This is a genomic window from Streptomyces sp. NPDC004610 (genome assembly GCF_040609715.1).
Classification (GTDB): domain Bacteria; phylum Actinomycetota; class Actinomycetes; order Streptomycetales; family Streptomycetaceae; genus Streptomyces.
On the sequence record NZ_JBEXLA010000014.1, the window covers coordinates 103,212 to 125,895 of the forward strand.

General features: G+C 71.1%; 33 protein-coding genes. 31 read left to right on the top strand and 2 right to left on the bottom strand.

Features of this window, described 5'->3' with window-relative positions:
• The first annotated feature begins 107 nt into the window (after nt 1–107).
• The 9 genes from ABZX40_RS17820 (at nt 108) to ABZX40_RS17860 (ending at nt 8,086) form a co-directional block, all read left to right on the top strand.
• Nucleotides 108–332 carry a helix-turn-helix domain-containing protein gene (locus tag ABZX40_RS17820; RefSeq protein WP_355731685.1) on the top strand — a complete coding sequence of 75 codons (225 nt, stop codon included), beginning with the start codon at nt 108–110 and terminating at the stop codon, nt 330–332.
• Between the two features lie 336 nt (nt 333–668).
• Nucleotides 669–1,424: a phage antirepressor N-terminal domain-containing protein gene (locus ABZX40_RS17825; RefSeq protein ID WP_355731687.1), complete on the top strand. Its 756-nt coding sequence runs from the start codon at nt 669–671 to the stop codon at nt 1,422–1,424.
• Nucleotides 1,421–1,654, top strand: coding sequence for a hypothetical protein (locus ABZX40_RS17830; protein WP_355731689.1), 234 nt, complete (start codon nt 1,421–1,423; stop codon nt 1,652–1,654). The genes ABZX40_RS17825 and ABZX40_RS17830 overlap by 4 nt, the downstream gene beginning before the upstream one ends.
• Complete coding sequence (locus ABZX40_RS17835) at nt 1,651–1,911, top strand: hypothetical protein (RefSeq protein WP_355731691.1); 261 nt, start codon at nt 1,651–1,653, stop codon at nt 1,909–1,911. Before ABZX40_RS17830 ends, ABZX40_RS17835 begins: the two co-directional genes overlap by 4 nt.
• Entirely contained in the window at nt 1,908–2,360 is a 453-nt protein-coding gene (locus tag ABZX40_RS17840; protein ID WP_355731693.1) for a hypothetical protein, read from the top strand. The genes ABZX40_RS17835 and ABZX40_RS17840 overlap by 4 nt, the downstream gene beginning before the upstream one ends.
• 2 nt (nt 2,361–2,362) lie before the next feature.
• On the top strand, nt 2,363–2,605 hold the full coding sequence (locus ABZX40_RS17845) for a hypothetical protein (protein WP_356162577.1): 243 nt from the start codon (nt 2,363–2,365) through the stop codon (nt 2,603–2,605).
• Entirely contained in the window at nt 2,602–5,259 is a 2,658-nt protein-coding gene (locus tag ABZX40_RS17850) for a hypothetical protein (RefSeq protein ID WP_355731697.1), read from the top strand. The genes ABZX40_RS17845 and ABZX40_RS17850 overlap by 4 nt, the downstream gene beginning before the upstream one ends.
• 367 nt (nt 5,260–5,626) lie before the next feature.
• On the top strand, nt 5,627–7,246 hold the full coding sequence (locus tag ABZX40_RS17855) for a DEAD/DEAH box helicase (RefSeq protein WP_355731699.1): 1,620 nt from the start codon (nt 5,627–5,629) through the stop codon (nt 7,244–7,246).
• Nucleotides 7,247–7,531: 285 nt separating this feature from the next.
• Nucleotides 7,532–8,086 carry a hypothetical protein gene (locus ABZX40_RS17860; RefSeq protein ID WP_355731701.1) on the top strand — a complete coding sequence of 185 codons (555 nt, stop codon included), beginning with the start codon at nt 7,532–7,534 and terminating at the stop codon, nt 8,084–8,086.
• Here the strand turns inward: ABZX40_RS17860 and ABZX40_RS17865 are convergent.
• Nucleotides 8,037–8,216: a hypothetical protein gene (locus tag ABZX40_RS17865; protein WP_355731703.1), complete on the bottom strand. Its 180-nt coding sequence runs from the start codon at nt 8,214–8,216 to the stop codon at nt 8,037–8,039. The genes ABZX40_RS17860 and ABZX40_RS17865 overlap by 50 nt on opposite strands.
• 159 nt (nt 8,217–8,375) lie before the next feature.
• Here ABZX40_RS17865 and ABZX40_RS17870 point away from each other — a divergent pair, with 159 nt between their 5' ends.
• Together ABZX40_RS17870 and ABZX40_RS17875 are read left to right on the top strand one after the other, a co-directional pair.
• Nucleotides 8,376–9,149: a hypothetical protein gene (locus tag ABZX40_RS17870; protein ID WP_355731705.1), complete on the top strand. Its 774-nt coding sequence runs from the start codon at nt 8,376–8,378 to the stop codon at nt 9,147–9,149.
• Between the two features lie 8 nt (nt 9,150–9,157).
• The gene (locus ABZX40_RS17875) at nt 9,158–9,667 is read left to right on the top strand and encodes a winged helix-turn-helix domain-containing protein (protein ID WP_355731707.1); all 510 of its coding nucleotides are present in this window, start codon (nt 9,158–9,160) and stop codon (nt 9,665–9,667) included.
• A gap of 51 nt (nt 9,668–9,718) precedes the next feature.
• On the opposite strand, the gene ABZX40_RS17880 is transcribed toward ABZX40_RS17875, so the two are convergent.
• On the bottom strand, nt 9,719–9,940 hold the full coding sequence (locus ABZX40_RS17880; protein WP_355731709.1) for a hypothetical protein: 222 nt from the start codon (nt 9,938–9,940) through the stop codon (nt 9,719–9,721).
• 50 nt (nt 9,941–9,990) lie between these two features.
• On the opposite strand from ABZX40_RS17880, the gene ABZX40_RS17885 reads away from it, so the two are divergent.
• The 20 genes from ABZX40_RS17885 (at nt 9,991) to ABZX40_RS17980 (ending at nt 22,672) form a co-directional block, all read left to right on the top strand.
• On the top strand, nt 9,991–10,191 hold the full coding sequence (locus ABZX40_RS17885; RefSeq protein WP_355731711.1) for a hypothetical protein: 201 nt from the start codon (nt 9,991–9,993) through the stop codon (nt 10,189–10,191).
• Nucleotides 10,192–10,412: 221 nt separating this feature from the next.
• The gene (locus ABZX40_RS17890) at nt 10,413–10,829 is read left to right on the top strand and encodes a hypothetical protein (RefSeq protein ID WP_355731713.1); all 417 of its coding nucleotides are present in this window, start codon (nt 10,413–10,415) and stop codon (nt 10,827–10,829) included.
• A 70-nt stretch (nt 10,830–10,899) separates the two neighbouring features.
• Nucleotides 10,900–11,196, top strand: a complete 297-nt coding sequence (locus ABZX40_RS17895) for a hypothetical protein (protein WP_355731715.1) — start codon at nt 10,900–10,902, stop codon at nt 11,194–11,196.
• Nucleotides 11,183–11,557, top strand: coding sequence for an HNH endonuclease (locus ABZX40_RS17900; protein WP_355731717.1), 375 nt, complete (start codon nt 11,183–11,185; stop codon nt 11,555–11,557). Before ABZX40_RS17895 ends, ABZX40_RS17900 begins: the two co-directional genes overlap by 14 nt.
• 202 nt (nt 11,558–11,759) lie before the next feature.
• Entirely contained in the window at nt 11,760–12,248 is a 489-nt protein-coding gene (locus ABZX40_RS17905) for a hypothetical protein (RefSeq protein WP_355731719.1), read from the top strand.
• On the top strand, nt 12,232–13,881 hold the full coding sequence (locus ABZX40_RS17910; RefSeq protein WP_355731721.1) for a hypothetical protein: 1,650 nt from the start codon (nt 12,232–12,234) through the stop codon (nt 13,879–13,881). Before ABZX40_RS17905 ends, ABZX40_RS17910 begins: the two co-directional genes overlap by 17 nt.
• Nucleotides 13,882–13,897: 16 nt before the next feature.
• Complete coding sequence (locus ABZX40_RS17915; protein ID WP_355731723.1) at nt 13,898–15,409, top strand: phage portal protein; 1,512 nt, start codon at nt 13,898–13,900, stop codon at nt 15,407–15,409.
• A complete protein-coding gene (locus ABZX40_RS17920; protein WP_355731725.1) occupies nt 15,406–17,238 on the top strand; it encodes a hypothetical protein in 1,833 nt (610 codons plus the stop codon). The genes ABZX40_RS17915 and ABZX40_RS17920 overlap by 4 nt, the downstream gene beginning before the upstream one ends.
• Complete coding sequence (locus tag ABZX40_RS17925; protein WP_355731727.1) at nt 17,235–17,462, top strand: hypothetical protein; 228 nt, start codon at nt 17,235–17,237, stop codon at nt 17,460–17,462. Before ABZX40_RS17920 ends, ABZX40_RS17925 begins: the two co-directional genes overlap by 4 nt.
• A 37-nt stretch (nt 17,463–17,499) precedes the next feature.
• On the top strand, nt 17,500–17,682 hold the full coding sequence (locus ABZX40_RS17930; protein ID WP_355731729.1) for a hypothetical protein: 183 nt from the start codon (nt 17,500–17,502) through the stop codon (nt 17,680–17,682).
• 11 nt (nt 17,683–17,693) lie between these two features.
• Nucleotides 17,694–17,864 carry a hypothetical protein gene (locus ABZX40_RS17935; protein ID WP_355731731.1) on the top strand — a complete coding sequence of 57 codons (171 nt, stop codon included), beginning with the start codon at nt 17,694–17,696 and terminating at the stop codon, nt 17,862–17,864.
• Between the two features lie 112 nt (nt 17,865–17,976).
• Nucleotides 17,977–18,756 carry a hypothetical protein gene (locus tag ABZX40_RS17940; RefSeq protein WP_355731733.1) on the top strand — a complete coding sequence of 260 codons (780 nt, stop codon included), beginning with the start codon at nt 17,977–17,979 and terminating at the stop codon, nt 18,754–18,756.
• A gap of 13 nt (nt 18,757–18,769) precedes the next feature.
• Nucleotides 18,770–19,621, top strand: coding sequence for a P22 coat protein - protein 5 domain protein (locus ABZX40_RS17945; RefSeq protein ID WP_355731735.1), 852 nt, complete (start codon nt 18,770–18,772; stop codon nt 19,619–19,621).
• 19 nt (nt 19,622–19,640) lie between these two features.
• On the top strand, nt 19,641–20,021 hold the full coding sequence (locus tag ABZX40_RS17950; protein WP_355731737.1) for a hypothetical protein: 381 nt from the start codon (nt 19,641–19,643) through the stop codon (nt 20,019–20,021).
• On the top strand, nt 20,021–20,608 hold the full coding sequence (locus ABZX40_RS17955; protein ID WP_355731739.1) for a hypothetical protein: 588 nt from the start codon (nt 20,021–20,023) through the stop codon (nt 20,606–20,608). The genes ABZX40_RS17950 and ABZX40_RS17955 overlap by 1 nt, the downstream gene beginning before the upstream one ends.
• A gap of 16 nt (nt 20,609–20,624) precedes the next feature.
• Nucleotides 20,625–21,221 carry a hypothetical protein gene (locus tag ABZX40_RS17960; protein WP_355731741.1) on the top strand — a complete coding sequence of 199 codons (597 nt, stop codon included), beginning with the start codon at nt 20,625–20,627 and terminating at the stop codon, nt 21,219–21,221.
• Complete coding sequence (locus ABZX40_RS17965) at nt 21,218–21,556, top strand: head-tail adaptor protein (RefSeq protein WP_355731743.1); 339 nt, start codon at nt 21,218–21,220, stop codon at nt 21,554–21,556. The genes ABZX40_RS17960 and ABZX40_RS17965 overlap by 4 nt, the downstream gene beginning before the upstream one ends.
• A gap of 8 nt (nt 21,557–21,564) precedes the next feature.
• Nucleotides 21,565–21,891, top strand: a complete 327-nt coding sequence (locus ABZX40_RS17970; protein WP_355731744.1) for a hypothetical protein — start codon at nt 21,565–21,567, stop codon at nt 21,889–21,891.
• Nucleotides 21,892–21,893: 2 nt separating this feature from the next.
• The gene (locus ABZX40_RS17975; protein ID WP_355731746.1) at nt 21,894–22,274 is read left to right on the top strand and encodes an HK97-gp10 family putative phage morphogenesis protein; all 381 of its coding nucleotides are present in this window, start codon (nt 21,894–21,896) and stop codon (nt 22,272–22,274) included.
• Complete coding sequence (locus tag ABZX40_RS17980) at nt 22,271–22,672, top strand: DUF3168 domain-containing protein (protein WP_355731748.1); 402 nt, start codon at nt 22,271–22,273, stop codon at nt 22,670–22,672. Before ABZX40_RS17975 ends, ABZX40_RS17980 begins: the two co-directional genes overlap by 4 nt.
• Nucleotides 22,673–22,684 lie beyond the last annotated feature (12 nt).

Here is a 22,684-nt window from a genome sequence, read left to right on the forward strand (position 1 = left end):
ATCTGCAACGTTGTGGCCGTTGTTGTTGACTGGTGCCCACAATGTTGCGTATGTTGTGGGTGGGCCACAATGGGGCCCAACGTACTCATCAAGTGAGGAGTCCTCTCATGTCCGCTACCACGGAGGATGCGGGCCCCGCCTCTCAGGGCGCATGTAGCCACACCTGGGTTTCTGTCGATGATCTCGCCGACGAGCTCCAGATCTCCAAATCCACGATCTACGGTTGGAAGACCCGCGGGCTCGGCCCGGCTTGGGTCCGCGTCGGCAAGCACCTCCGTGCCCGCCGGACCAGCGTTGACGCCTGGCTTGACGCCCTGGGCGAGTCGGCATGACTGCCCCGACCTTGTCCATTGCCGAGATCCTCGACCTGCCCGCCGTCGTCCCCCTTTGGCCGACCGTGGGGCAGGCTCTGTCTCTTGCCGAGTCCACCACCTATCAACTGGCGGCCGAGAACAGGCTGCCCATCGAGGTCATCCGTCTGGGGCGTCGACGCGTCGCCAGGACCGTGGACCTCCACCGATTTCTCCGGCTTATCCCGCCGGAGTCTGGCGCCGGTCCCGCGTGCGAGGCGGGACCGTCTGCCGGAAACGACGAAGGAGCCGTGTGCGAGACGGCCCCTCCTGTCGAGTCCATCCGCCCTACCGACAAGTAAGAAGCGAGACAGCTCTATGCAAAAGGTACACCTCAGGGCGGCAGCGTCGCCGCCCGACCCCACCGCGCCCGCTGAGGTCTCCCGCGTCCCGTTCCACGGGGCCTACCTGCACACCGTCCTAGACGGCGACGAGCCGGTCGTCATCGTCAAGCCCACGATCGAGGGCATGGGCCTGGACTACTCCGGCCAGCTCAAGAAGCTCAAGACCCGCTCCTGGGGAACCATGGGCGAGACTGCCACGGTTGCCGAAGACGGCAAGGTGCGGCTGATGGCCAGCGTCACGCTGGACACCTGGTCGATGCTGCTCGCCAACATCGACGAGAACAAGGTCAACGCCTCCGCCCGCCCCCTCGTCATTGCCTACCAGATGGAGTCCGCGCAGGCCCTGCGCGACTACTGGACCAAGGGCGGCGCGATCAACCCGCGCGCCGTCAAGCAGCCCGATGACGACCTCGACGTGATCGAGGGCATGGTCCGCGCGATCCGTGCCGACCGTGAGCGTCTCGGCGCCGTCGAGCAGGCCCAGGCCGTCACCGCCGCGAAGATCGCAGCGATCGAAGGGCAGTACGAGGAGTTCACCGCCCTCGCCTACGCCAAGCTCCACGACCACCCCACCGGCCGCCCGTACCTGGCCCAGATCGGCAAGCGCGCCACCGCGATCATGCGGGAGCAGGGCGCGGAGCCGCACCGGAGGCAGGACGCCACGTTCGGCCTGATCAACATCTACCCGGTGCCGGTGCTGGAGCGCGCGTTCTCGGAGGTGGCCCGATGACGCAGCAGACCATCCCGCCCGCCCTGGACTCCGGCGTCAGCCTGGATCAGCTGTTTGCCGCCCTGCCTGAGGTGGTCGACACCGCGCTGAGGAGCGCGGCCCCCGAGCACTACACCCCGAAAAGGGCCGCGCAGATGGCCGTGGTCATGGCCGAGATCCTGCGCGTGGAGTATGACGCTGACCGGATCATGGCCGCCATCCGCAGCACCGCCACGGCGGTGATGGCATGACGGCCGCCGCCATCACCGACCAGGACCAGGACGCGCGGGACGCGGTCCGGGAGTTCGAGACGCTCACCGCCGGTATGGACGTCGAGGAGCGGGACCCCGCCGAGCTGCCCGACGGCCTCGCCGACAAGATCCTCGCCGTGTACGTGGAGCGCAGGGACGGCGCCCGCCCCGAGCTGACGGTGTTCTCCGGGCAGGACCCCGTGATCCGCCTGCATGTGGTCCGCCACATCCTCGCTCAGGCGGAGGTGTCGGGATGAGGGCCGCCGCCGAGATCATCGCCAAGTTGGAGGCCGGGCACGCCGTGATGAACGCGGCCGGGCTGGGCAGCGCAGCGCTCGACGCGTTCTACGACCTGTTCGTCAAGGCGGTCGCCGGGTCCTCCGACCCGGACGCGACGGTCAGCGAGATGGTCCAGTTGATCGCCCGCGAGAACGACCGGGCGGCCCGCTGCCGCCTGCACCCCGACTGGTGTGTGCAGACCGGCCCGCACTACGACCACGAGAGTGCGAGCGTCGAGGTGGTCGACACCAAGGGCGAGACCATGCTCGACGCGTTCGCCCTGCACTTCTCCGAGTCGACCCCGGGTGTGTGCATCGGGGAGTCCGACTTCACCGCGGAGCAGGCGCGGGACAAGGCCGCCGAGCTGCGCAGGTTCGCGGACCGTGTGGATGAACTGGCCGCGCACGTCGACAAGGCCAGCGCGTGAGGATGCTGGCCATCCCGGTGGCTGGGCGGAACGTTCCGCCCAGCCACCGGGCCCGGCCCTCCTCTCCGCCCGGCGTGTTCGGCGCGCTGTTCGTCGACCTCGAAGGTGTCCGCGCCCGCTACGAGTGCCTGCGTCCCGGCTGCCCCCGGCCCGTTGAGGGCCCCGTGCACGGTGCCGACGTGAAGTCGTTCGTCGACGACATCAAGACCAACCACCTGTCCCGGTACCACAGGGAGCACCGTTGACCGACGCCCAGCCGCACCCCGACCTCCGGGCCTCCGCCCGCGAGATGCACGACGCTGGCCTGTGCGTCCTCCCCATCAAGGCCGACGGCAGCAAGGCCCCGGACGTCCGCTCCTGGACCCCGTACAAGGTCAACCGCAGTACCCCCGCCGAGCACGACCAGTGGTTCGGCGGCACTCGTCCCCACGGCATCGCAGTGGTGTACGGGGCCGTGTCCGGCGCCGCCGAGATGATGGAGTTCGAAGGGCTCGCCATCCGCGAGGGTCTCCTCGAAGAGGTCACGGAGATCATGCAGGCGTCCGGTCTCGGCGAGCCCTGGAACGCCATCCTGAACGGGTGGGCGACCGAGTCACCCAGCGGCGGCCGGCACTACCGCATCCGTCTCGACGGCGCCCCGGTCCCCGCGAACCGCAAGCTGGCCACTCGCCCGGCGCGCGAGGACGAGTACACCCCCGAGGAACGGCAGCGCGTCGCCGAGAAGCCGAACACCAAGGTCGTCCGCGTCCTCGTCGAGACGCGCGGCGAGGGCGGCTACGGCCTGGTCGAACCCTCCGGCGGGACAGTCCACGCCACCGGGCGGCCCTACGTCCGGCTCGCCGGTGGCCCGGACACGATCCCGGTCCTGGACCCGGACACCATGGACGCGATCCGGGACGTCTGCCGGATGGTCGACCAGATGCCCCTGCCGGAGGCGCCGAAGACCGCACCACCCCCGCGCGACCCGCTGCCCGACGGCGGCCTGCGCCCCGGCGACGACTTCAACGTGCGCGGCGACTGGACGGAGATCCTGCATGGGATCTTCCGGCCGGTCATCACCCGCGGGCACACCACGTACTGGGGTTGGGCCGACGGCGCGCGCGGCCTGAAGGCGACCACCGGCCGCGATCCCGAGCACGACCGGCTGTGGGTGTTCGCCACCAGCTCGGAGTTCACGGCCGACACGCCGTACAGCAAGTTCGGCGCGTTCGCCCACCTCCACCACGGCGGCGACCACAAGGCCGCCGCGCGGGAGCTGCGCCGCCGGGGATACGGGTCCGCGCCGCAGCGCCGCCGCCTGAACCTCGTCGGGTCGCAGCAGTTCAGCGACGGGTCGTCCGCCCTCGACCCCGACGCTGCGCCGGACGCCGGAGAGGAGCGGGGGGCTTCCCCGGACCTTCGGGTCGTGCCGTCCCGGCCCGAGCTGGACATCACCAACGAAGCCGACGCCCTCGATGGAGTCCTGGCGCTCATGGCGCAGGGGCACCTGCCCGACCTCTACAAGCGCTCCGGCGGGCCCTGCTGGGTCCACGAAGACGACAACGGCAACCCGCTCATGCAGCAGCTCGGCACCGACAACCTGCGCGCGTACCTCGCCGACAACGTCACCAGCTATGTCATCCGGCGGGATCCCGACGGCGGGGAGAGCGAGGAGCGCGAGCTGTTCATGCCGAAGACCTGCGGGACGGTCCTCGGACGCAAGGACTGGCCGCTGCCGCCGCTGCGCGGAATCGTCACCGCTCCGGTGATCCGGCCGGACGGCACCCTGTTGCAGGCGCCCGGCTACGACCCGGCCACCGGCCTGTACCTCAAGCCGCGTGTCCCGCTGCGCCGTCTCCAGCCGCAGGTCACCAGGGACAGCCTGGCCGCTGCCAAGCGCATCGTCCTGGACGAGATGCTGGCGGACTTCCCCTGGGCGCAGCCCGCCGACCGCGCGCACTACATGGGAGCCCTGCTCTCGCCGATCCTGCGGCCGTACTTCTACGGGCCGACCCCGATGTTCGCCATCACCGCGACCGCGCCGAGCAGCGGGAAGAGCCTGCTCAAGGACATCTTCAAGTACGCCTACGGCATCGCCGAGACAGCATGGCCCGAGAACGACACCGAGCTGCGCAAGAGCATCACGACCCAGCTCTACACCACCGGGCAGCCCGTCGTGGTCCTGGACAACCTGCCGAACGGGCACGTCATCAAGAGCCCTGTCCTGTCCTCCCTGCTCACCGCCGAGCACTGGGGCGACCGCGTCCTGGGCTCCACCGCGTCGGTCACCATGCCCAACGACCGGCTGTGGATCGTCACCGGCAACGCCCTGCGCACCGGCGGGGACAACGGGCGCCGCACGATGTGGGTCCGCCTCGATCCCAACTGCCCCGACCCGGACCAGCGCGACGGGTTCCGTGTCGGCGACCTTCGGCCGTGGCTCCGCCAGAAGGCGTCCACCATCGTCGCCGCCCTGGTGACGATGGTCCGGGCCTGGCTGGCGGAGGGCGCCCCGATCGTCCGGGTCCGCAAGGGCGACTACTCGCAGTGGGCGAGTCTCATGGCCGGTCTGCTCGGCTACCTCGGCGTCGACGGGTGGATGGCCGACCGTGACCAGGTCTTCGACCAGGACGACGAACTGCTGGAGTGGACTGCCTTCCTGGAGATGTGGCGGGTGAAGCTCGGGGCCCAGGCCGTCACGACCAGCAGCATCATCGCGGCCGTCTCCGACCAGATCCCCCGCCACCCCAAGACCGGGGAACTGCCGACCGCCAATCTTCTCGGCGGCTGGCTGAAGAACCGGGCGGGCCGCTACTTCGGAACCCACAAGGTCGTCCGGGTCTACGACAGCCACCTCAAACAGAACACCTGGCGTGTCGACGTCCACGCCGACCGTGGCACAGGACGGCACGAGTCGTGACCGGCTACTCGCGCGATGCGGGGAGTGCGGGGACTTTGCGGGGACCCGGGCGGGGACCCGAACCACTCCCCGCACCTGCCCTGAGCTGCACCTATGCGGGGAAGCGGGGAGTTGCGGAGGCAGTTCCCCACCCCTCCTACTGCACGCGCGTCTCACACACCTCACGCAGCACGCATCTGCATGTGTGCAACACGACCGTCTTCAGCTCCCCCATTGCGAAGACCTGAGACGAACTCCCCGCAACTCCCCGCGTCCCCGCAAAACAGCAGGCCACAGGACACAGCGTGTCCCTCCGGCCTCCCCGCAGCGTTCCCGCTGCCTCCCCGCACTCCCCGCAAAACACCAGCACCCGAACCGAGGTGACCCCATGTCCGAAGCCTTCACACCGCGCCCGTACCAGCGCGACGCGATCACCGCGCTGCGCGACGGCTGGAACGGCCCTCACAACCGGCTCGCCGTCGTACTGCCCACCGGCGCCGGGAAGACCGTCGTGTTCTCCAACCTGATCAGCGAGCACCAGCCCCACCTGCGCGGGCAGCGCGCCCTGGTCATCGCCCACCGCGAGGAACTCCTTGCCCAGGCCGCCGCCAAGGTCCGCGCGGTCCGCCCGGACCTGCGGGTCGGCATCGTCAAGGCCGGACGCGACGAGCACCGGGACGCCGACGTCATCGTGGCCAGCGTCCAGACCCTCGCCGTACCGCGCCGCCGGGAAGCCATCACCGACATCGGCCTGATCATCGTGGACGAGTGCCACCACGCCGCCGCCCGCACCTACATGGAGGTCCTCGACCACTTCGGGGCATGGAGGGGCGTCCCCACCGCCGGGTTCACCGCGACGATGACCCGCACCGACGGCGGTCTCGCCGAGGTCTGGCAGGACATCGTCTTCACCCTCGACATCCTCGACATGATCACGGACGGGTACCTGTGCGACGTGCGTGGCAAGCGCATCACGGTCGACACCCTCGACCTCGACACCGTCCGCACCCGCAACGGTGACCTCGTCGAGGGACAGCTCGGCCGGGCCCTGGAGGACTCCGGCGCGCTGGACGCCATCGCCAAGGCGTACCGCGACCACGCCGCCGACCGCCCCGGCGTCGTCTTCACCCCGACCGTCGACACCGCCCAGCAGGCCGCCGAGTCGCTGCGCGCGGCCGGTATCACCGCCGCCCCCGTGTGGGGCGAGATGAGCCGCGACGACCGGCGGGCCACCCTCGCCCGCTACGAGGCCGGAGACGTCCAGGTCCTGACCAACTGCATGGTCCTCACCGAGGGGTTCGACGCCCCCCACACCAGCTGCATCGTCATCGCCCGCCCCACCAAGAGCCCCGGCCTGTACGTGCAGATGGCCGGCCGGGCTCTGCGGCCCTCGCCGGGGAAGACCGACGCCCTGCTGCTGGACGTGATGGGCGCCTCCACCCGGCACAAGCTGGCGTCGATGGTCGACCTCACCGGCCGCGAGATAGGGCAGGCCGCCGACGAGGACCGGACCCTGCGCGAGATCGCCGAGGAGGCCATCGTCACCGAGCGACGGCGGGCCCTGGCCGCCCGGATCCAGGCCGAGGAGATCAACCTGTTCGGGCAGTCGCCGGTCCGCTGGCTCCGCACGCCAGAGGGGACCTGGTTCATCCGCCTCACCACCGAGATGTTCGTGTTCCTCGTCCGCGACCCCGGCACCAGGCTGTACCGGATGCGCCGGTGGCGCGCGCACGAGGGCGTCGTCGCCCCCCGCGAAGACACCCCGCGGCCCCTGGCCGACGCCCTGGAGTGGATGGAACATCTGGCCCGCGACATGGCGCCGCGCGCGTTCGTGAACCGCCAGGCAGGCTGGCGCAACCGCGCCCCGAGCGGAAAGCAGACCGGCTTGTGCCGCCGCCTCGGCATCGCCGTGCCCCGGGGCAGCACCGCGGGGGACGTGGCCGATCTGATCGACGTCTACAGGGTCTCTGCCGTCCTCGGCGCGCTGATCCTGCCCACCGCCGTCTGACGGCCGGGCCTGTCCTCACCAGGCCCGGCCGCTCACCCAGCACACCACAGAACGGAGGCCACCATGGATGCCCCGAACACGACGCGAGCCCCCCGCACGGCGGGACCGGGCGGGAGGCTCGCAGCGTCGCAGCCAGCAGACGCGGATGATGCCCCCACCGTAGAGGCAGCCACTGACACTGCATGCGAACTCTGCGGCGACCCGACCGGCAGCCGGTACCTGTGCGAGAGGGACTCCCGCAAGCTGGGTGAGCGCCTGGAGGAACTTCCCCGCCTGCGCGAGGAGATGGTGCAATGCCTCGTCCCTCGCCAGCTCGGCCTCGGTGAGATCGTCGCCACCCGGGGCGCGGCCGGCCCCCGCTCCCCCCTCAACGAGGACGTCCTCGACGAGATCCACGACGGCAACATGGCGGCCGTCGTGCACTCGTGGCGGGTGGACGTGCAGCGGGTGCGGTGGCCGCAGCACGGGCCGCCGGACCCGGCCGCCGGGCTCGCCGCGGACTGCCGGTGGCTGGCCATGGAGCTGGAGTGGATCACGGCCAACTACCCGGCCGCCGGGGATCTGGCGCGCGAGGTGCGGGAGCTGGAGGGGGCGGCGCGGTCGATCGTCGGTGATCCGGCGCCCCGGCCGCAGCGGCTCGGCCTGTGCGTGGCGGTGACGGACGACCAGGGCACGGTGTGCGGGGCGGTCCTGACCCGGCTGCCGGGCGGGCCGGTGCGCTGCCGGTGGTGCCGGACGGAGTACCGGACGGAGCAGGACCTGCTGCTGCTCCAGCACCACCAGCCGCGGGCTACTCCGGCTTCGGGGGCCGCTGGGGAAGCTCATCCGTCTCGTGTGTGAGCCAGCGCAGGAACAGGACCAGATGCCCGTTCATGTCCGACCCGACCTCGGCGACCGCGTCCTTGGCCCGCTCGTACAGGTCGGGATCGGGGCGGAAAGTCTTCGCGGGGTTCTTGTGGACGGAGGGCATGCCGAATCTTCCCACGGTGTATTGCCACCCGTCCACGGGCCTGAATACAGTGGTGGCTAGCCACCTAGAACAGCAACAACTAGGCGGCCCCCGCCGGTGCTACCAACACCGGTCGAGGGCCTGACCGAACACCCTGACACAACCAGGAGAACGGCTGTCATGGATCATTCCCCGCGCCCCGACGCGCCCGCAAGTTCATCGCCCCTCGCCGAGCTGCACGCCCAGTGCCGCGCGGACTACGCCCTCGGGCAGGCCCAGCGTGCCGCCGCCCGGCCCCCGGCCGCCTACACGCCCTTCCCGCCCGCCGCCGAGCTGTCCGAGATGGACGTCGCCATCCGCACCGCCCAGCAGCTCCTCGACAGCGGCCAGCTCCTCGCCGTGCGCGAGGGCCTGCGCCTGCTGCTGCGCGCCCTCGGCGGCGAACCGAGCAGCCAGGAGGACACGCAGAGTAGTGCGACTCGCGCAGATCTGCGCACCCCGAACACGGACGTCGAGAGGGGTACCCAGGTCGTGGGTACCCCCGACGCAGCCGAGGCGGCCGTCGCCCGCTCCGTGGCCGCGCAGTTCCCCGTCATCGCCGCGTTCCTCGCCGCCGACGAGAAAGGGTCCGGACTAGTCCGGACCCTTGGCGGCAACCAGCCCGACGACGTCGACGACAAGGGATACGCGCCGGTCCCGACCCCTGGCCACGACCATGCCCCAGCCGAGCCGCCCGCCCCGGTCGGCCCCGGCTGCGGTGCCCCCGCCACCGCCCGCATCGAGGGCTACAGCCCGCGCAACGGGCTCGACCTCGCTGTGTACGCCTGCGCCGACCACACCGAGCAGGCCCGTTCGGAGTGGCTCGGCGGCCTGCTCCCGCACACGTGGCCCATCGCGGTCGCCGCCCGCTGCGGCCACAGCTTCGACTACACCACCCTCACCGGTCGTGCGTGATGGCTGCCATGTCCCGTGCGACCCGCCGCATCATCGTCGCCCACCTCACCGACCACGGCATGAACCCCGCCGAAATCGCCGCTGAGCTGAAGGTTTCCCCCGACACTGTGCGCAGGGACCTCCGCGACCACACCCAGCCCGCACCCACCCCGGACCCCGAGCCTGCGGCACCCGCTGCGGCCGGTCTGCTGCTCCCCGACCACCCGCAGACACGCCGCAACCTCGAACTCCTCACCACCGCACTCGGCGCGCAGCCCGAGGACGCCGCCCGGTACGCGATCCACCAGGAAGCGAGGCGCGTGCGCCACTGGCAGACCACCCGCACCCAGCAACACCCTCGACGAGCAAAGGAAGATGCACCCATGACGGAATCCACACAACTCCCGCCCGAATGCGACGCAGTCGCCCCCGATCAGGAATGCGGCGAGTGCGAGAGCTGCATCGAAGCCCAGGAACTGGGCAAGCAGCGCGAGATCGAGATGGGCCTCACGCCCGACCATCCCGGGACGGCACTCTGAGCCCACCCGGCCTCCGTTCCGGCCCCCTCCCGAGAGGGGCCGGAACGGCCCTCACTCGTCTCCCGGCACGTGGAAGTAGACGGTCCCCGACCACCAAGGGCCGTGCTCGGTCATCTCCGAAGCGATCACCACGTCCTGGACCTCACCAGGGCCCAGCGCTTCGACGGAGTCGGCCAGCCGCCGCAACAGTGCCGGAACGCTGTCGCAGCCCGGACCAGCCGGGTTGGCCTGCGAAAAATGGCGCACGGTCCAATGCTTCGAGCTGTCAACCATGAGGAGATCGTAAGACCTCCCCCACCTGGCCAGCAGGCCATCATGGGCCCATGGAGTCCCAGAACATCCGCCCCGGCCACTTCACCGCCCACCAGACCGCCCGCCAACTCGGCATCACCCTCGGCGGCGTCCGCCAGCTCGCGAGGCGCGGCCGACTGAAGCGCTCCGGCGGCACACCCCGCCAGCCCTGGTACACCGTCGAAGACGTCACCACCCTCATCCTCGAACGCCGCACCACCAACGCCGCTTGACCGCAGGTCAGAGCCGTGTCACGATCTCCGTGTACACCTGTGCCCTCAACCGGCACCCCAGACACACGCCACGCCCCGGACCGGACACCGGCCGGGGCTTCGCCATGTGGGGCGATCCTGCCGGATACGCACTTTCGTCACAGACTCGTCACACCGCCCACACAAGCCGCGCGGGCACCAGATGATGACCCCTCATCCGAAACATCCCTTGGGGGGACACCATGCGCACACGCACCACCGCCGCGGCCATCACAGCGTTACTGGCACTCGCACTCGCCGCCTGCACACCCGCGCCCGAAACCACCGCGGACGAGCCCAAGACCAGCCAGAGCACGCCCGCCGCGGACACCGCGAGCGAACCGGAAGAGCCGGCCGGGGCAGAGGACGCCGCCGAGGAAGTGGTGGAGGAGGAGACGGCGACGCTGCCCGACCTCACCGGCCAGGACCTCCAGGCCGCCCAGGACGCCGCGCAGGAAGCAGGCTTCTACATCCTGACGTCGTCCGACGCCACCGGCCAGGAACGCATGCAGGTCATGGACCGCAACTGGATCGTCTGCTCACAGACCCCCGAACCCGGCGAGCACGACATCACGACCACGGTCAACTTCGACACGGTCAAGGACGGCGAATCCTGCTGACCGTCCCGCCGACCGGCCCGGCCCTCGCCCGTGCGAGGCCGGACCTTCGCCGTACCCGAGGAGGCCGCCCGTGCACACCCCGCAGATCACCAACGAAATCCGCGAACTGGCGCCCGTGGACGGCTGGGCAAGCTACGAGGCCACCGGCCGGGCCTGCGTCGTCTGCCCCTGCGGCCTCAACACCGGCTTCATCGACAAGACCACCGCCGCCGAGGTATACCGCGAACACCCCAGGACAGGCACCGACCGCACCCGCTGGCTCACCGAGAAACCCGAGCCGATCCGCATCACCGTCGACGGCGGCGGGCCCGTCATCCGCGAACTGATCCGCCGCATCGTCAAGAACAACTCCCGTGGCGCCGCGTAGAGCCCTCCAGGTCTGCCCCACCCCCGGCTGCCCCACCCTCACCCCCGGGGGGCGCTGCGACCCCTGCCAGCGCAAAGCAGGCCGCCAGCGACCCAGCGCGGCCTCCAAGGGCTACGACACCCGATGGGCCCGCACCCGCGCCGCCTACCTCCGCGCACACCCCTACTGCGAGTGCCACGCGTGCCAGGCCCAGCCCCCGCTGCTGCGGCCCAGGGCAACCGAGGTCAACCACCGTGACGGGCTCGGGCCGTTGGGCCCACGCGGTCACGACTGGGCGAACCTCCAGGCCATGACCAAGGCCCACCACTCCCGCGAGACCGCGAAACACCAGCCAGGAGGCTGGAACGACCGCGAAGAGTGACAGAAATACAAAACCCCAGGTCAGAAGCACTTTTGATTGCAAAAGTGCAGGTCAGGGGGGTGGGGGGTGACCCCTGGCCTCTAGGGGGGCCGGAACGCCGGGGAGGTCTCTGAGGGGTCGGTCAGGTTCAAAGGGTCGAGACCGTCACGCAAGGTGACGGGTTGTCTGGTGCTGCGCAACGCGGCTCGGAGGAGTGATCGTCATGTCCCGTGGAGGTGCCCGTACTGTCTCCGGACCGCCGCCGGACCCGGCCGCGCTGCGCCGCAACCGGCCTTCGGACAAGGCCGGATGGACTCTCCTTCCCTACGAGGGCCGTCCGGGGATGCCGCCCGGGTGGCCGCTGACCGAGGCCACCGAGCGGGAATGGCATCTGTGGTGCGAGCTGTGGGAGAAGCCGCAGGCGGTGATGTGGGAGGAGCTGGACCAGGTCTTCGAGGTGGCGCTGTTCGTGCGGTGCCTGGCCGAGGCCGAGCAGCCGGACGCGAAGGTCGACGTCCGCAAGCTCGCCCGGCAGTACCTCGACAGCCTCGGCCTGTCCGTGCAGGGCATGCTCCGCAACCGGTGGAAGATCAGCCCGGGTGAGCCCGGCCCGGTCCTGGTCCCGGACACGCCGGAGGACGCGGAGACGCCGGCGCGGCCGTCGGCGCGGGACCGTATGAAGGTTGTGCCGTTCCGTGCCCCGGGGGCGTGAGCCCGAGGCCGCAGAGTTCGTCGTCGACTTCCCCACCATGTGGGTGGTGCCGGACTGGATCGAGCGGCACTGCCCGGTCCCGGACGGGTTCCGCGCGGGCGGGGACCTCCAGCTCTACCCCTGGCAGCTGTGGTGCACCGCCAACCACTACCGCGTGAAGCCCACCGCGGTGGTGGGGCAGTTGGCGCCGGCGTTCCACTACCGCCGCTCGCAGGTGATCGCGCCGCAGAAGACGGGCAAGGGCCCGTGGTCGGCGACGGTCGTGCTGGCGGAGGCATGCGGGCCGGTCGTGTTCGGCGGGTGGGCGCGCGGCGGGGAGCGGTTCATCTGCGCGGACCACGGCTGCGGGTGCGGCTGGTGGTACCGGTACCGGCCGGGTGAGCCGATGGGTGTGCCGTGGCCGACGCCGCTGATCCAGCTCACGGCGACGTCCGAGGACCAGGTCGCGAACGTGTACCGGCCGCTCACGTCGATGGTGAAGAAGGGGCCGCTGGCCGAACGGATCAGGGTCGGGGAGGAGTTCGCTCGGATCGGCGAGGACGGGAAGATCGACGTCGTCACCTCGTCGGCGATGTCCCGGCTGGGCAACCCGATCATCTTCGCCCTCCAGGACGAGTCCGGTCTCTACACCGCGGCGAACAAGCTGCGGAAGGTCGCCGAGACCCAGCGCCGCGGCGTCGCCGGTATGGGCGGCCGCAGCATGGAGACGAGCAACGCCTTCGACCCGTCGGAGGACTCGGTCGCGCAGACGACATCGCAGTCCAAGCGGCGGGACATCTTCAAGTACCACCCGCAGGCCCCGAAGTCGCTCTCCTTCAGGGACAAGCGGCAGCGCCGGAAGATCTTCCGGCACGTCTACGCGGGATCGGACCACGTCGACCTCGACGCGATCGAGGCGGAGTGCGCCGAGATCATGGAGAAGGATCCGGCCCAGGCCGAACGGTTCTTCGGCAACCGCAACGTCGCGGGCACGGCCGCCTGGCTGGACGGCACGAAGTGGGCGGCCAAGGCCCGCAAGCGCCGGGTACGCGCGGGCACCAGGATTGTGCTCGGGTTCGACGGCTCGGACATGGACGACTGGACTGCGATCCGCGCGGAGACGATGGACGGCTTCCAGTTCACGCCGCTCTACGGGATGGACGACCGGCCGGCCATCTGGAATCCGGCGGATTTCGGCGGGCAGGTGCCTCGGGCCGAGGTGCGGGCGGCGATGGCACAGGTGATGCGCCGCTACGACGTTGTCCGGCTTTACGCCGATCCGCCCTATTGGGACACGGAATGTGACGATTGGATTGACGAGTACGGCGAGGAGCGGGTGATCCGCTGGTACACCCGCCGCCTGGTGCAGATGCACGCGGCGGCTGAGCGGCTGCGCACGGATGTCCTCAAGCGCAACTCCGACGACGGGTCGCGCTCGGCCGCGTTCACGCACGACGGGTGCGAGTGGACGCAGTCGCACGTCGAGAACACCCGCAAGGCCGAGCGCCCCTCGGGGCTCTATGTGCTGCGCAAGGCGTCCCCTGCTCAGAAGATCGACGTCTGTGTGGCCTCGGTGCTGGCGCATGAGGCGTGGGGCGACGTGATCGCGGCGGGGCTGGCCGAGCCGGCGGTGTCCTACTACTACGGGTCGTGACCGAAGGGGGGCGCTGGTGGCCACCCTTGTGCAGGCGCTGGAGCTGGTGGGGCTGCTGGAGTCGGAGCTGATCCGGCGGCGGCCGGAGATCGAGCGGAATGACCGCTACTACCGGGGTGAGCAGCCGCTGAACTTCGCCAGCGACGAGTTCGCGAAGTTCCACGGGGACCGGTACCGGGACTTCGCCGACAACTGGGTCCAGGTCGTGGCCGACAGCCCGGTGGAGCGGCTGGGGGTGACGGGGTTCCAGGCGGCCGGGGAGGAGCGCGCGGACGCGGATCTGTGGCGGGTGTGGCAGGTCAACGGCTGCGACGGCGAGAGCCAGCTCGGTTTCACCGGCTCGGTGAACAGCGCGCGCAGTTTCGTGCTGGTGTGGGGTGACCCGGACGACGAGGAGAATCCGGTCGTCACCTTCGAGGACGCGGCCCAGTGCATCGTGGCCTACGAGCCCGGGTCGCGGGTGAGGCGGCGGGCGGGGCTGAAGCGGTGGCAGGACGGCAACAGGGACTTCGCCACCCTCTATCTTCCTCACGAGCTGTGGAAGTTCGAGCGCCCCCTCGCGCGACAGGACAAGTCCCCGCAGATGGCCGGGGTGGACGAGGCGGCGCTGTGGCTGCCGCCGGGTGAGCGGGAGCGCCGGCGGACGTGGGAGCCGCGCGACGAGATGGTGCTGGGCGAGCCGAACCCTCAGCCCAACCCGATGGGCCTGGTCCCGCTGGTGGAGCTGCCCAACAAGCCGGTCCTGGTGGGTGAGCCGATCTCCGACGTGTCCGGTGTCGTGGCGATGCAAGACGCAATTAACTTGATTTGGGCCCAATTGTTCACGGCATCGGACGCTGCTTCGTTCCCGCAGCGGGTGATCATGGGTGCCGACCGGCCGGTGATCCCCAAGCTGAACAGTGCCGGGGAGATCATCGGGAAGCAGGCCGTCGACCTGGACAAGTTCCAGATCGACCGGGTCGCGTGGATCACGGGCAAGGACGCGCGGATCGCGGAGTGGCAGGCCGCGAACCTGTCCTGGTGGACCGGCATCATCGAGGTCGCCGTCGGGCACGTCGCAGCCCAGACCCGCACCCCGCAGCACTACCTCGTCGGCAAGATGGCCAACCTGTCCGGGGATGCGCTGCTCGCCGCGGAGACCGGCCTGGTCAAGCGGACCGACCAGAAGAAGCTGTGGACCGGGCAGGGCCTGCGCGAGGTCGCCCGGCTGATCCTCCTCGCGCGCGGCGAGGACGCCAAGGCCCGCGCGATGCGCGCGGGCAGCGTGCTGTGGGCGGACTCTGAGTCCCGTTCTCAGGCCCAGCTCGCCGACGCGCTGCTGAAGCTGAAGGACGTCGGTTTCCCCTTCGAGTGGCTCGCCCTGCGCTACGGCCTGACCCCCACCGAGGTCGCCGATGTGGTGGCGATGCGGGAGGCGGAGGCGGAGATGGACCCGATCGGCGCCGCCACCCGCATGCTCGCCCAGGCCCCCGGCCCCGGCGAGGACGACGGGGACGAGGCGGCCGGGGACGGCGGGCCGGGGCTGTGACGGTTCCGGTCCAGGCACAGCGGCACCAGGCCGAGCGCGCCGTGCAGGCGGCGACCACCGCGGCGGCGGTCCGCGCCGTGTGGGGCTCCGTCGACCCGGACCAGTTGGAGGCGTCGTGGCTGCGGGCGGCGCCGCTCGCCGCCGACCTGATCCGCGCCGGACAGCTGGCTGCCGCCGCTAGCGCTGAGGAGTGGCTGACCGGGGAGGCCGGCCCCGGACGGGCGGCGGTGGACCCGCGGGCGGCGGTCGCCGCGACCGGGGATCTGACCGGGCCGCTGCTGTATCCGCTGCTGATCGCGTTCAACCGGCTCAGGCGGGGCCTGTCGGTTGCCGCGTCGATCCTGTCGGGGGCCGCGTTCCTGGAGATGGTGACCCGCTCCCTGGTCGCGGACGCCGGGCGGATCGCGGACATGGCCGGGATGATCGCCCGCCCGCGCGTCGTGTCCTACGTGCGGGTGGTGCACCTGCCCGCGTGCGCGCGGTGCCTGATCCTCGCCGGTCGCGAGTACTCGCTGTCGGAGGGGTTCGTGCGGCATCCGCGGTGCGACTGCACGATGGCGCCGCGCAGGCCCGGCGATACCTGGGAACTCCCTTCCCCGGCGTCGCTGTTCGAGGAGATGACCGAGGCGCAGCGGCTGCGCGCGTTCGGGCAGGCCGCGATGGCGGCGATCGCGGACGGGGCGGACATCGCGCAGGTCGTGAACGCCCGGCGCAGCATGGCCACGGTGACCCGGTACGGGCGTCAGGTGCAGGCCACGCGCGAGGGCACCACCCGGCGCGGCCTGTACGGGGCGCGGCGGGCGAAGTTCCAGAAGGCGGCCGGTGTCCGCTTCGGCGAAGCCACCCGCGGCCGGGCCCGCGCGGTGACGCCGCGGCTGATGCCGGAGGAGATCTACCGCCTGGCCGACGGCGACCGCGAGCAGGCGATCCGGCTGCTGGAGCGCAATGGCTACCTCTTCGCCGACAGCGGCGCCGCCGGTTCCGATGGGGCGCCGTCGGCGGGCCGCTCCGGTGGTGCGGGCGGGGAAGCCACCGGGGGTGGCCGGGCCGGTGCCGGTGTGCCGCCGGTTCCTCCGGGTGCGGGGCGGGTTCCGGCGGCGGGCGGGGACGAAGTGCCGCTGATGGGCGACCTCCTTCCGGCGGAAGGGGGGAGCACGGACATCGGCCGTCTGGAGGCCGGGATACGGGCCCTGTTCGCAGGGGACTTCGCCGGGTTCACGGTGGAGGTCACCCGGGTGCGGCCCTCGGCGAACCGGGTCATGGTGACCGCGAACGTCATGCGCGACGGGGAGCAGGCGGGGGAGATCTGGCGGACGTTCCGCCGCGACGCCGAGGGCCGCCTGTACGCCACGCACAATGTGCTGGAGCTGGAGGCACCGTTCCGGCGGCGGGGGTTCTCCAACGCGGTCAACGCGCATCTGGAGGACTGGTACCGGCGCTCGGGCGCGGACCGGATCGAGCTGAACGCGGCCGAGGACAACGGCGGTTTCGTCTGGGCGCTCAAGGGCTACGACTTCGTCGCCGCCGATGACGCCGAGGGCATCGCCGACCAGCTGGAGCGGCGGCTCGCAGAGGACGCGTCCTGGCTGGACGCGCACCGGGACGACGACGGGACGCCCGAAGACGAGTACGAGGCCCGCGAGGACGCGTACGCTGACGGGGCGGCGCTGCTGCGCCGGATGCGTGACGAGCCGTTCGGCAGTGCCGGATTCCCGACGGCGAGCGAGATCGCGGCCCTGGGCCGCCGTCCGGAGCACACTCCGGAAGATTCGTGGCTGGGCAAGAGGACACTGATGGGGTCGGTCTGGAACGGGGTGAAGTACCTGTGAGCGAGCGCAGCGAGGAAGCTATCGCACGCAACCGTGCGATCAGCGCGTTCCGCCGGCAGTGGATCGCCGATCACGGCGGCCGTGAGCCCGAGGACGACGACACCCCGCCCGAGGAAGAGTGGGCCTACATCCAGGAGACCCGCCGCCTGTCCGGACTGGACCCCGACCGCGGGCACCCGGTCGGCCAGCCCCCGCCTGTGCGCCGCCGACGCCGCGAGACCTGACACTGTTGGCACCCCCCGGCCTTTCAGGAGCGAGGACATGGAACTGGACCCGCTGAACCAGTTGCAGATGAACTTCCGCCTGAACGAGGACGGGATCTACCAGGCGGTCCCGCTGAACCTGGACGACCTCCCGGAGGACGAGCGCAGGCGCCTGGCCGAGGAAGCCGCAGAGATCGAGGCGCACTGCCTCGCCGAACTGGAGAAGCGCGGCCTGCTGTGACCCCTGCGGACATGAACCCGCTGAACCAGCGGCAGGGGAACTTCCGCGAGGACGGCACCGCGATCCCCTTCAACTTCGAGGACCTCCCCGAGGACGAGCAGCGGCGCAGGCAGGAAGAGGCCGCCGAACTCACCGCCTTCTGCGAGGCCATGGCCGACGCCGCGGAGAACAACCAGACCTGACCCGCCCCACCTACGAGCCCCCGGCCCGCATCCGTTTCCGGTGCGGGCCTTTCTCATGCCCGCGCGCAACGCCCAGGGCACCCCCCTTTCACCCCGCAACGGGAGACCGATCATGCCGATCACGCACGCCCCCCTGCCCGTACATCCCCGCTCCGGCGTCCGCGCGCTGGGCTGGCGCAAGGCCCGCCCCGGCGAGGACCCGGACGAGTTGTTCCCGGTCTGGCCGGTCCTCGGCGGCGCCGGGGACGACGAGGACCAGGACGACGACGGCGACGGCGGGGACGACGGGCAGGACGACGACGCCGGGGACGGTGACGACGGCCAGGACGACGACGGGGACGGTGACGGGGACGACGAGGCGGATCCGGAGGGCGCCGACCAGCTCGGCGACGCCGGGAAGAAGGCCCTGGCCCGGATGAAGGACCGCCTCAAGGCGGAGAAGACCCGGCGGCGCCAGGCCGAGGACCGTCTGCGCCAGAACACCGGCAGCGGCGGAACTGATGACGCCGTGGCGAAGGCGACCGCTGCCGCAACGGCCGCGGCGAACGCCCGGGTCCTCAGGGCGGAGATCCGCGCGGCGGCGGCGAAGAAGCTCGCCGACCCCCGTGATGCCCTCAAGTTCCTGGACCTCGGCCAGTTCGAGGTCGACGCGGACGGCGAGGCCGACGCAGAGGAGATCGCCGAGGCGATCGAGGAACTGATCAAGACGAAGCCCTACCTGGCCGCGCAAGGCGGCAAGAGGTTCCAGGGCACCGGCGACGGAGGGGCAGCGCGCAAGGCGGGCCGTCCGAAGCAGCTCAGCGAGCGCGACCTGAACACCATGACCCCCGAGCAGATCGTCAAGGCCCAGGAGAAGGGCCAACTGGACGATCTCCTCGGCGGCAGAGGCTGACTAGGAGGGCCCCGTGTCCATCAACAACTTCAAGCCGCTGATCTGGAGCGCTCAGCTCCTGGTCGCGTGGCGTACCGCACTCGTCTACGGCGGCCCGCAGGTCGTCAACCGGGACTACGAGGGAGAGATCGCCGAGTCCGGCGACGTCGTCAAGATCACCTCGATCAGTGACCCGACGATCTCGGACTACGTGCCGAATTCGACGGTGATCACCCCGGAGGAACTGACGGACGCCCAGCGCAACCTCGTCATCGACCAGTCGAAGTACTGGGCTTTCAAGGTGGACGACGTCGACAAGCGGCAGGCCAAGGGCAACGTCGTGCCCGAGGCGATGTCCCGGGCCGCCTACCGGCTGCGTGACGTCACCGACCGCTATCTGGCCGGTCTCTACACCGGTGTCGTGGCGGGCAACAACCTCGGCACCATCGCCGTCCCGGCGAACACCCCGACGGCCGCCTACGACAGCATCCTCGTCCCGCTCGGAGTCGCACTGGACGAGGCGGACGTGCCCACCGAGGGCCGCTACTGCGTCGTGCCGCCCTGGTTCTACGGACGCCTCCAGCGCGACGACCGGTTCATCGACGCGTCCAAGTCGGGCACCACCGAGGCCCTGCGCAACGGGTTCGTGGGCCGCGCGGCGAACTTCAACATCATGAAGTCGAACAACACCCCGAACCCCACCGGCGACGACAACGTGATCCAGGCCGGCGTCAACGCGGCGATCTCCTTCGCCGAGCAGATCAACAAGACCGAGGCGTACCGCCCCGAGTCCAGCTTCTCCGACGCCGTGAAGGGCCTCGCCCTGTACGGGGCGAAGCTGATCCGCCCCGACGGCATCGCCATCGCCACCGCCTCCCAGACCTGAGCAGGAAGGAGAACCCGTCATGCCCCGTACCGCTGTCGCGTACCGCACCCTGGCGGCGAACGCGTCCGTGAACGCAGCCACCGGAGCGACGACCGTGGACGCCACGCTCGTCACCAACGGTGTGGTCATCAACGACGCCGTGCCCGAGTACACCCTGATCCGCACCACCCACACCGACGGCGCCGCACACGACCTGATCGTGCGAGCGGGAGACAGCCCGCCCGCCCTCGCCGCCGGGCAGGGCGACCTGGTCGCGGAGGTCGCGGCGACCTCCGGGGTCCGCTACTTCGGACCGTTCGAGTCCGGCCGCTTCCTCCAGTCCGACGGCACCCTGCTCATCGACTTCGAGACCGGCTACGCCGGGACCATCGACGTCCTGCGCATCCCCCGGAGCGTGTGATGACCGGCCCGAACACACTGCCGGACGACGTCACCGAGGCCGAACTCGCCGAAGCCGTGCAGGCCCTGCGCCGTGCCCGCGGGCACCGGACGCCGGAGGCCACCGTCCACATCCGCGGCGAGGGCGGTGCCGTCTTCGAGATGGACCCGGCCCGTATGAGCGACGACATGAAGCGGCGGCTGCGTCTGGGCTACCTGCGGGAGGTCAGCGCCGACGGCACCCCCCTCAGGGACCGGGCCGCCCCTGTTCCGCCGGCAGCAGCAGCCGGTCAGGAGCCGGTGGCCCGTCCGCCCAAGTCCGCGCCCAAGGCGGACTGGGTGCTCTACGCGGTCCGGGAACTCGGGCTCGCCCCGGAGCGTGCCGAGGCCATGACCCGGCGGGAGCTGATCGACCTGCCCGCAGACCACGCCGAGCACCCGGGCCCGGCACCCGGCGACCAGTCGGACGGCGCCCCGTCCGGGGACGGGCGGCCGTCCGACGACGCCCCCAAGGCGGAGTGGATCGCCCACGTCGTGCGCCGCGGTCTCGCCTCCGTCGAGGACGCCGCCACCCTCACCAAGGACGATCTGATCGACCTCGCGTCCTGAGGAAGGAGGTGGCGCCGTGGCCCTGTCCCCGCTGGCATCGGTCGCCGACCTGACCGCGCGCGGCCTCACCGTCGCACCCGAGGAGGAGACCCTGGCCGCCGTCTACCTCGACGTCGCCTCGGCCGCGGTACGGGAAGCGGCCGGCGTCCCGATCAGCCAGACCACATCCACCGTCACCCTCACCGGGCCCGACGATTCCCAGTGGCTGACCCTGCCCGGCCCGCCCGTCACCACTGTCACCTCGGTGGAGATCGACGGTGTGCCGGTGACCGGCTGGCGGCTGCGCTCCCACCGGCTGTGGCGGGCGTGCGGCTGGCAGCCCGGCTGCGAGCCCGCCGAGGTGGAGGTCGTGCAGACCCACGGCCTGCCCGTCGTGCCCGCGGACATCGTCGACCTGGTGTGCCGGATCGCCGCCGCGACCCTGATCGCCTTCCGGTCCCAGCCGGACGGCGAGGGCCTCGCCGCCCGCGACATCCGCTCGGAGCGGATCGGGGACTACGCGGTGACCTACGGCGACTCCGGGCGGATCACCGAGGTCGAGCTGCCGGAGTACCTGCGCGAGCAGCTGGCCGCGCGGTTCGGCGGCGGCCTCGCGGTGGTGAGGTTCCGGTGAGCCGCGTCGGACGCCTCCTCAACCGCCGGGTCCCGCTGTGGCGCGCGGTCACGGTCGACGATGGCGGAGGAGGCCAGGACGTCACCTGGGTGCACCTGGACACCGTCCGCGCCCGCATGTCCCAGCCCACCGCGCGCGAGCGGCAGGCCGCCGACCAGGCCGAGGCCCGCCTCGATGAGACCTGGTACTTCGCGCCCGGCACGGACGTGCGCCGCGGCGACGAACTACGGCCGGACGGGCGGGTGGTGGAGGTGTTCGCCACCTTCGAGCCCAGCGAGCCCGGCACCTACCTGCGCGCGGACTGCACCGTCCGCCAGCCCACCACCGGAAACTGAGGAAGACCATGGCCATCCTGTCCGTACAGCGGCTGCCCCTGTCCGGGCTCCAGCCCACCTACGCCAACGCCGCGAGCGGCGGCGACCAGGCCCCCGTCGGGGAGAAGCTGGTGCTCCACGTCCGCAACGGCGACGCCGCCGCCAAGACCGTCACGATCGCCACGCCGGGCACGGTCGGTGACCTCGCCGTCGCGGACGCCCAGCAGGTCATCCCCGCCTCCGGGAACGCGTTCATCCCGCTGAAGTCCGTCTACCGGGACCCCATGACCGGGCGGGCCGCGATCACCTACAGCGCGGTGACCTCGGTGACCGTCGCCGTCCTCCAGCTCCCGTAGCCGTGGCACGCCGGTCGCGGCTGGACGGGCTGCGCGGGGCCCTGCGCGCGGTGGGGCGGGTGCCGGAGGCGATGCGGGAGGCCCGCGCGGAGACCCTCCGGGAGTGGGCCGACAACGTCGAAGCCAGCGCCGAGGACCGGGTCCCGGTCCGCAGCGGGGACCTCAAGGCCCAGATCGAGCAGCGGGTGTTCGAGCGGTACGGGCGGGCCGAGGTAGGGGTGTGGGACCCCGACGCCCTGGAGTACGCCCAGTACGTCGAGCAGGGCACCAGCTCCATGCCTGATCAGCCGTTTCTGGTCCCCGCGTTCGACCTGCACCGCAGGCAGGTGACCCGCACCTACCGGGTCGCGTTCCGCCGGAACGTGGGGGGTGGCAGCCCGTGACGGTCGCGCTGTGGCCGCTCCAGCAGGCCGTCATCACCGCTCTGCGCGCCGACCCGGCGCTCACCGCGGTGGTGACCGGGGTGTTCGACGAGGTGCCGGAGGAGCAGCCGCACCCCTACGTCTCCCTGGGAACGGTCACCGAGACCGCCGCCGACGCCCACAACCAGCGCGGCCTGGACGCCCGTGTGGTGCTGCACATCTGGTCGAAGTACCGGGGCTTCAAGGAGGCCGCCGTCATCCTGGCCGCCCTCGACGCCGCCCTGGACCGCGAGCCGCTCGCGGTGGCCGGCTTCCGGGACGTGTCCGTCGCGCACGAGCAGCACACCGGGATGCGTGACCCGGACCCCGACATCAGGCACATCAACGTCAGCTACCGCGTGTGGCTGACCGAAGCGTGAGAAGGAGGCAGA

Bases quoted from the DNA above. Each gene is read 5' to 3' on its own strand.
- ABZX40_RS17970 (WP_355731744.1), top strand. From the start codon at position 21,565: ATGGCCATCCTGTCCGTACAGCGGCTGCCCCTGTCCGGGCTCCAGCCC.
- ABZX40_RS17870 (WP_355731705.1), top strand. From the start codon at position 8,376: ATGGATCATTCCCCGCGCCCCGACGCGCCCGCAAGTTCATCGCCCCTC.
- ABZX40_RS17825 (WP_355731687.1), top strand. From the start codon at position 669: ATGCAAAAGGTACACCTCAGGGCGGCAGCGTCGCCGCCCGACCCCACC.
- ABZX40_RS17885 (WP_355731711.1), top strand. From the start codon at position 9,991: ATGGAGTCCCAGAACATCCGCCCCGGCCACTTCACCGCCCACCAGACC.
- ABZX40_RS17930 (WP_355731729.1), top strand. From the start codon at position 17,500: ATGGAACTGGACCCGCTGAACCAGTTGCAGATGAACTTCCGCCTGAAC.
- ABZX40_RS17935 (WP_355731731.1), top strand. From the start codon at position 17,694: ATGAACCCGCTGAACCAGCGGCAGGGGAACTTCCGCGAGGACGGCACC.
- ABZX40_RS17840 (WP_355731693.1), top strand. From the start codon at position 1,908: ATGAGGGCCGCCGCCGAGATCATCGCCAAGTTGGAGGCCGGGCACGCC.
- ABZX40_RS17880 (WP_355731709.1), bottom strand. From the start codon at position 9,940: ATGGTTGACAGCTCGAAGCATTGGACCGTGCGCCATTTTTCGCAGGCC.
- ABZX40_RS17890 (WP_355731713.1), top strand. From the start codon at position 10,413: ATGCGCACACGCACCACCGCCGCGGCCATCACAGCGTTACTGGCACTC.
- ABZX40_RS17830 (WP_355731689.1), top strand. From the start codon at position 1,421: ATGACGCAGCAGACCATCCCGCCCGCCCTGGACTCCGGCGTCAGCCTG.
- ABZX40_RS17940 (WP_355731733.1), top strand. From the start codon at position 17,977: ATGCCGATCACGCACGCCCCCCTGCCCGTACATCCCCGCTCCGGCGTC.
- ABZX40_RS17835 (WP_355731691.1), top strand. From the start codon at position 1,651: ATGACGGCCGCCGCCATCACCGACCAGGACCAGGACGCGCGGGACGCG.
- ABZX40_RS17950 (WP_355731737.1), top strand. From the start codon at position 19,641: ATGCCCCGTACCGCTGTCGCGTACCGCACCCTGGCGGCGAACGCGTCC.
- ABZX40_RS17865 (WP_355731703.1), bottom strand. From the start codon at position 8,216: ATGCCCTCCGTCCACAAGAACCCCGCGAAGACTTTCCGCCCCGATCCC.
- ABZX40_RS17875 (WP_355731707.1), top strand. From the start codon at position 9,158: ATGTCCCGTGCGACCCGCCGCATCATCGTCGCCCACCTCACCGACCAC.
- ABZX40_RS17860 (WP_355731701.1), top strand. From the start codon at position 7,532: ATGGTGCAATGCCTCGTCCCTCGCCAGCTCGGCCTCGGTGAGATCGTC.
- ABZX40_RS17820 (WP_355731685.1), top strand. From the start codon at position 108: ATGTCCGCTACCACGGAGGATGCGGGCCCCGCCTCTCAGGGCGCATGT.
- ABZX40_RS17905 (WP_355731719.1), top strand. From the start codon at position 11,760: ATGTCCCGTGGAGGTGCCCGTACTGTCTCCGGACCGCCGCCGGACCCG.
- ABZX40_RS17845 (WP_356162577.1), top strand. From the start codon at position 2,363: ATGCTGGCCATCCCGGTGGCTGGGCGGAACGTTCCGCCCAGCCACCGG.
- ABZX40_RS17955 (WP_355731739.1), top strand. From the start codon at position 20,021: ATGACCGGCCCGAACACACTGCCGGACGACGTCACCGAGGCCGAACTC.
- ABZX40_RS17855 (WP_355731699.1), top strand. From the start codon at position 5,627: ATGTCCGAAGCCTTCACACCGCGCCCGTACCAGCGCGACGCGATCACC.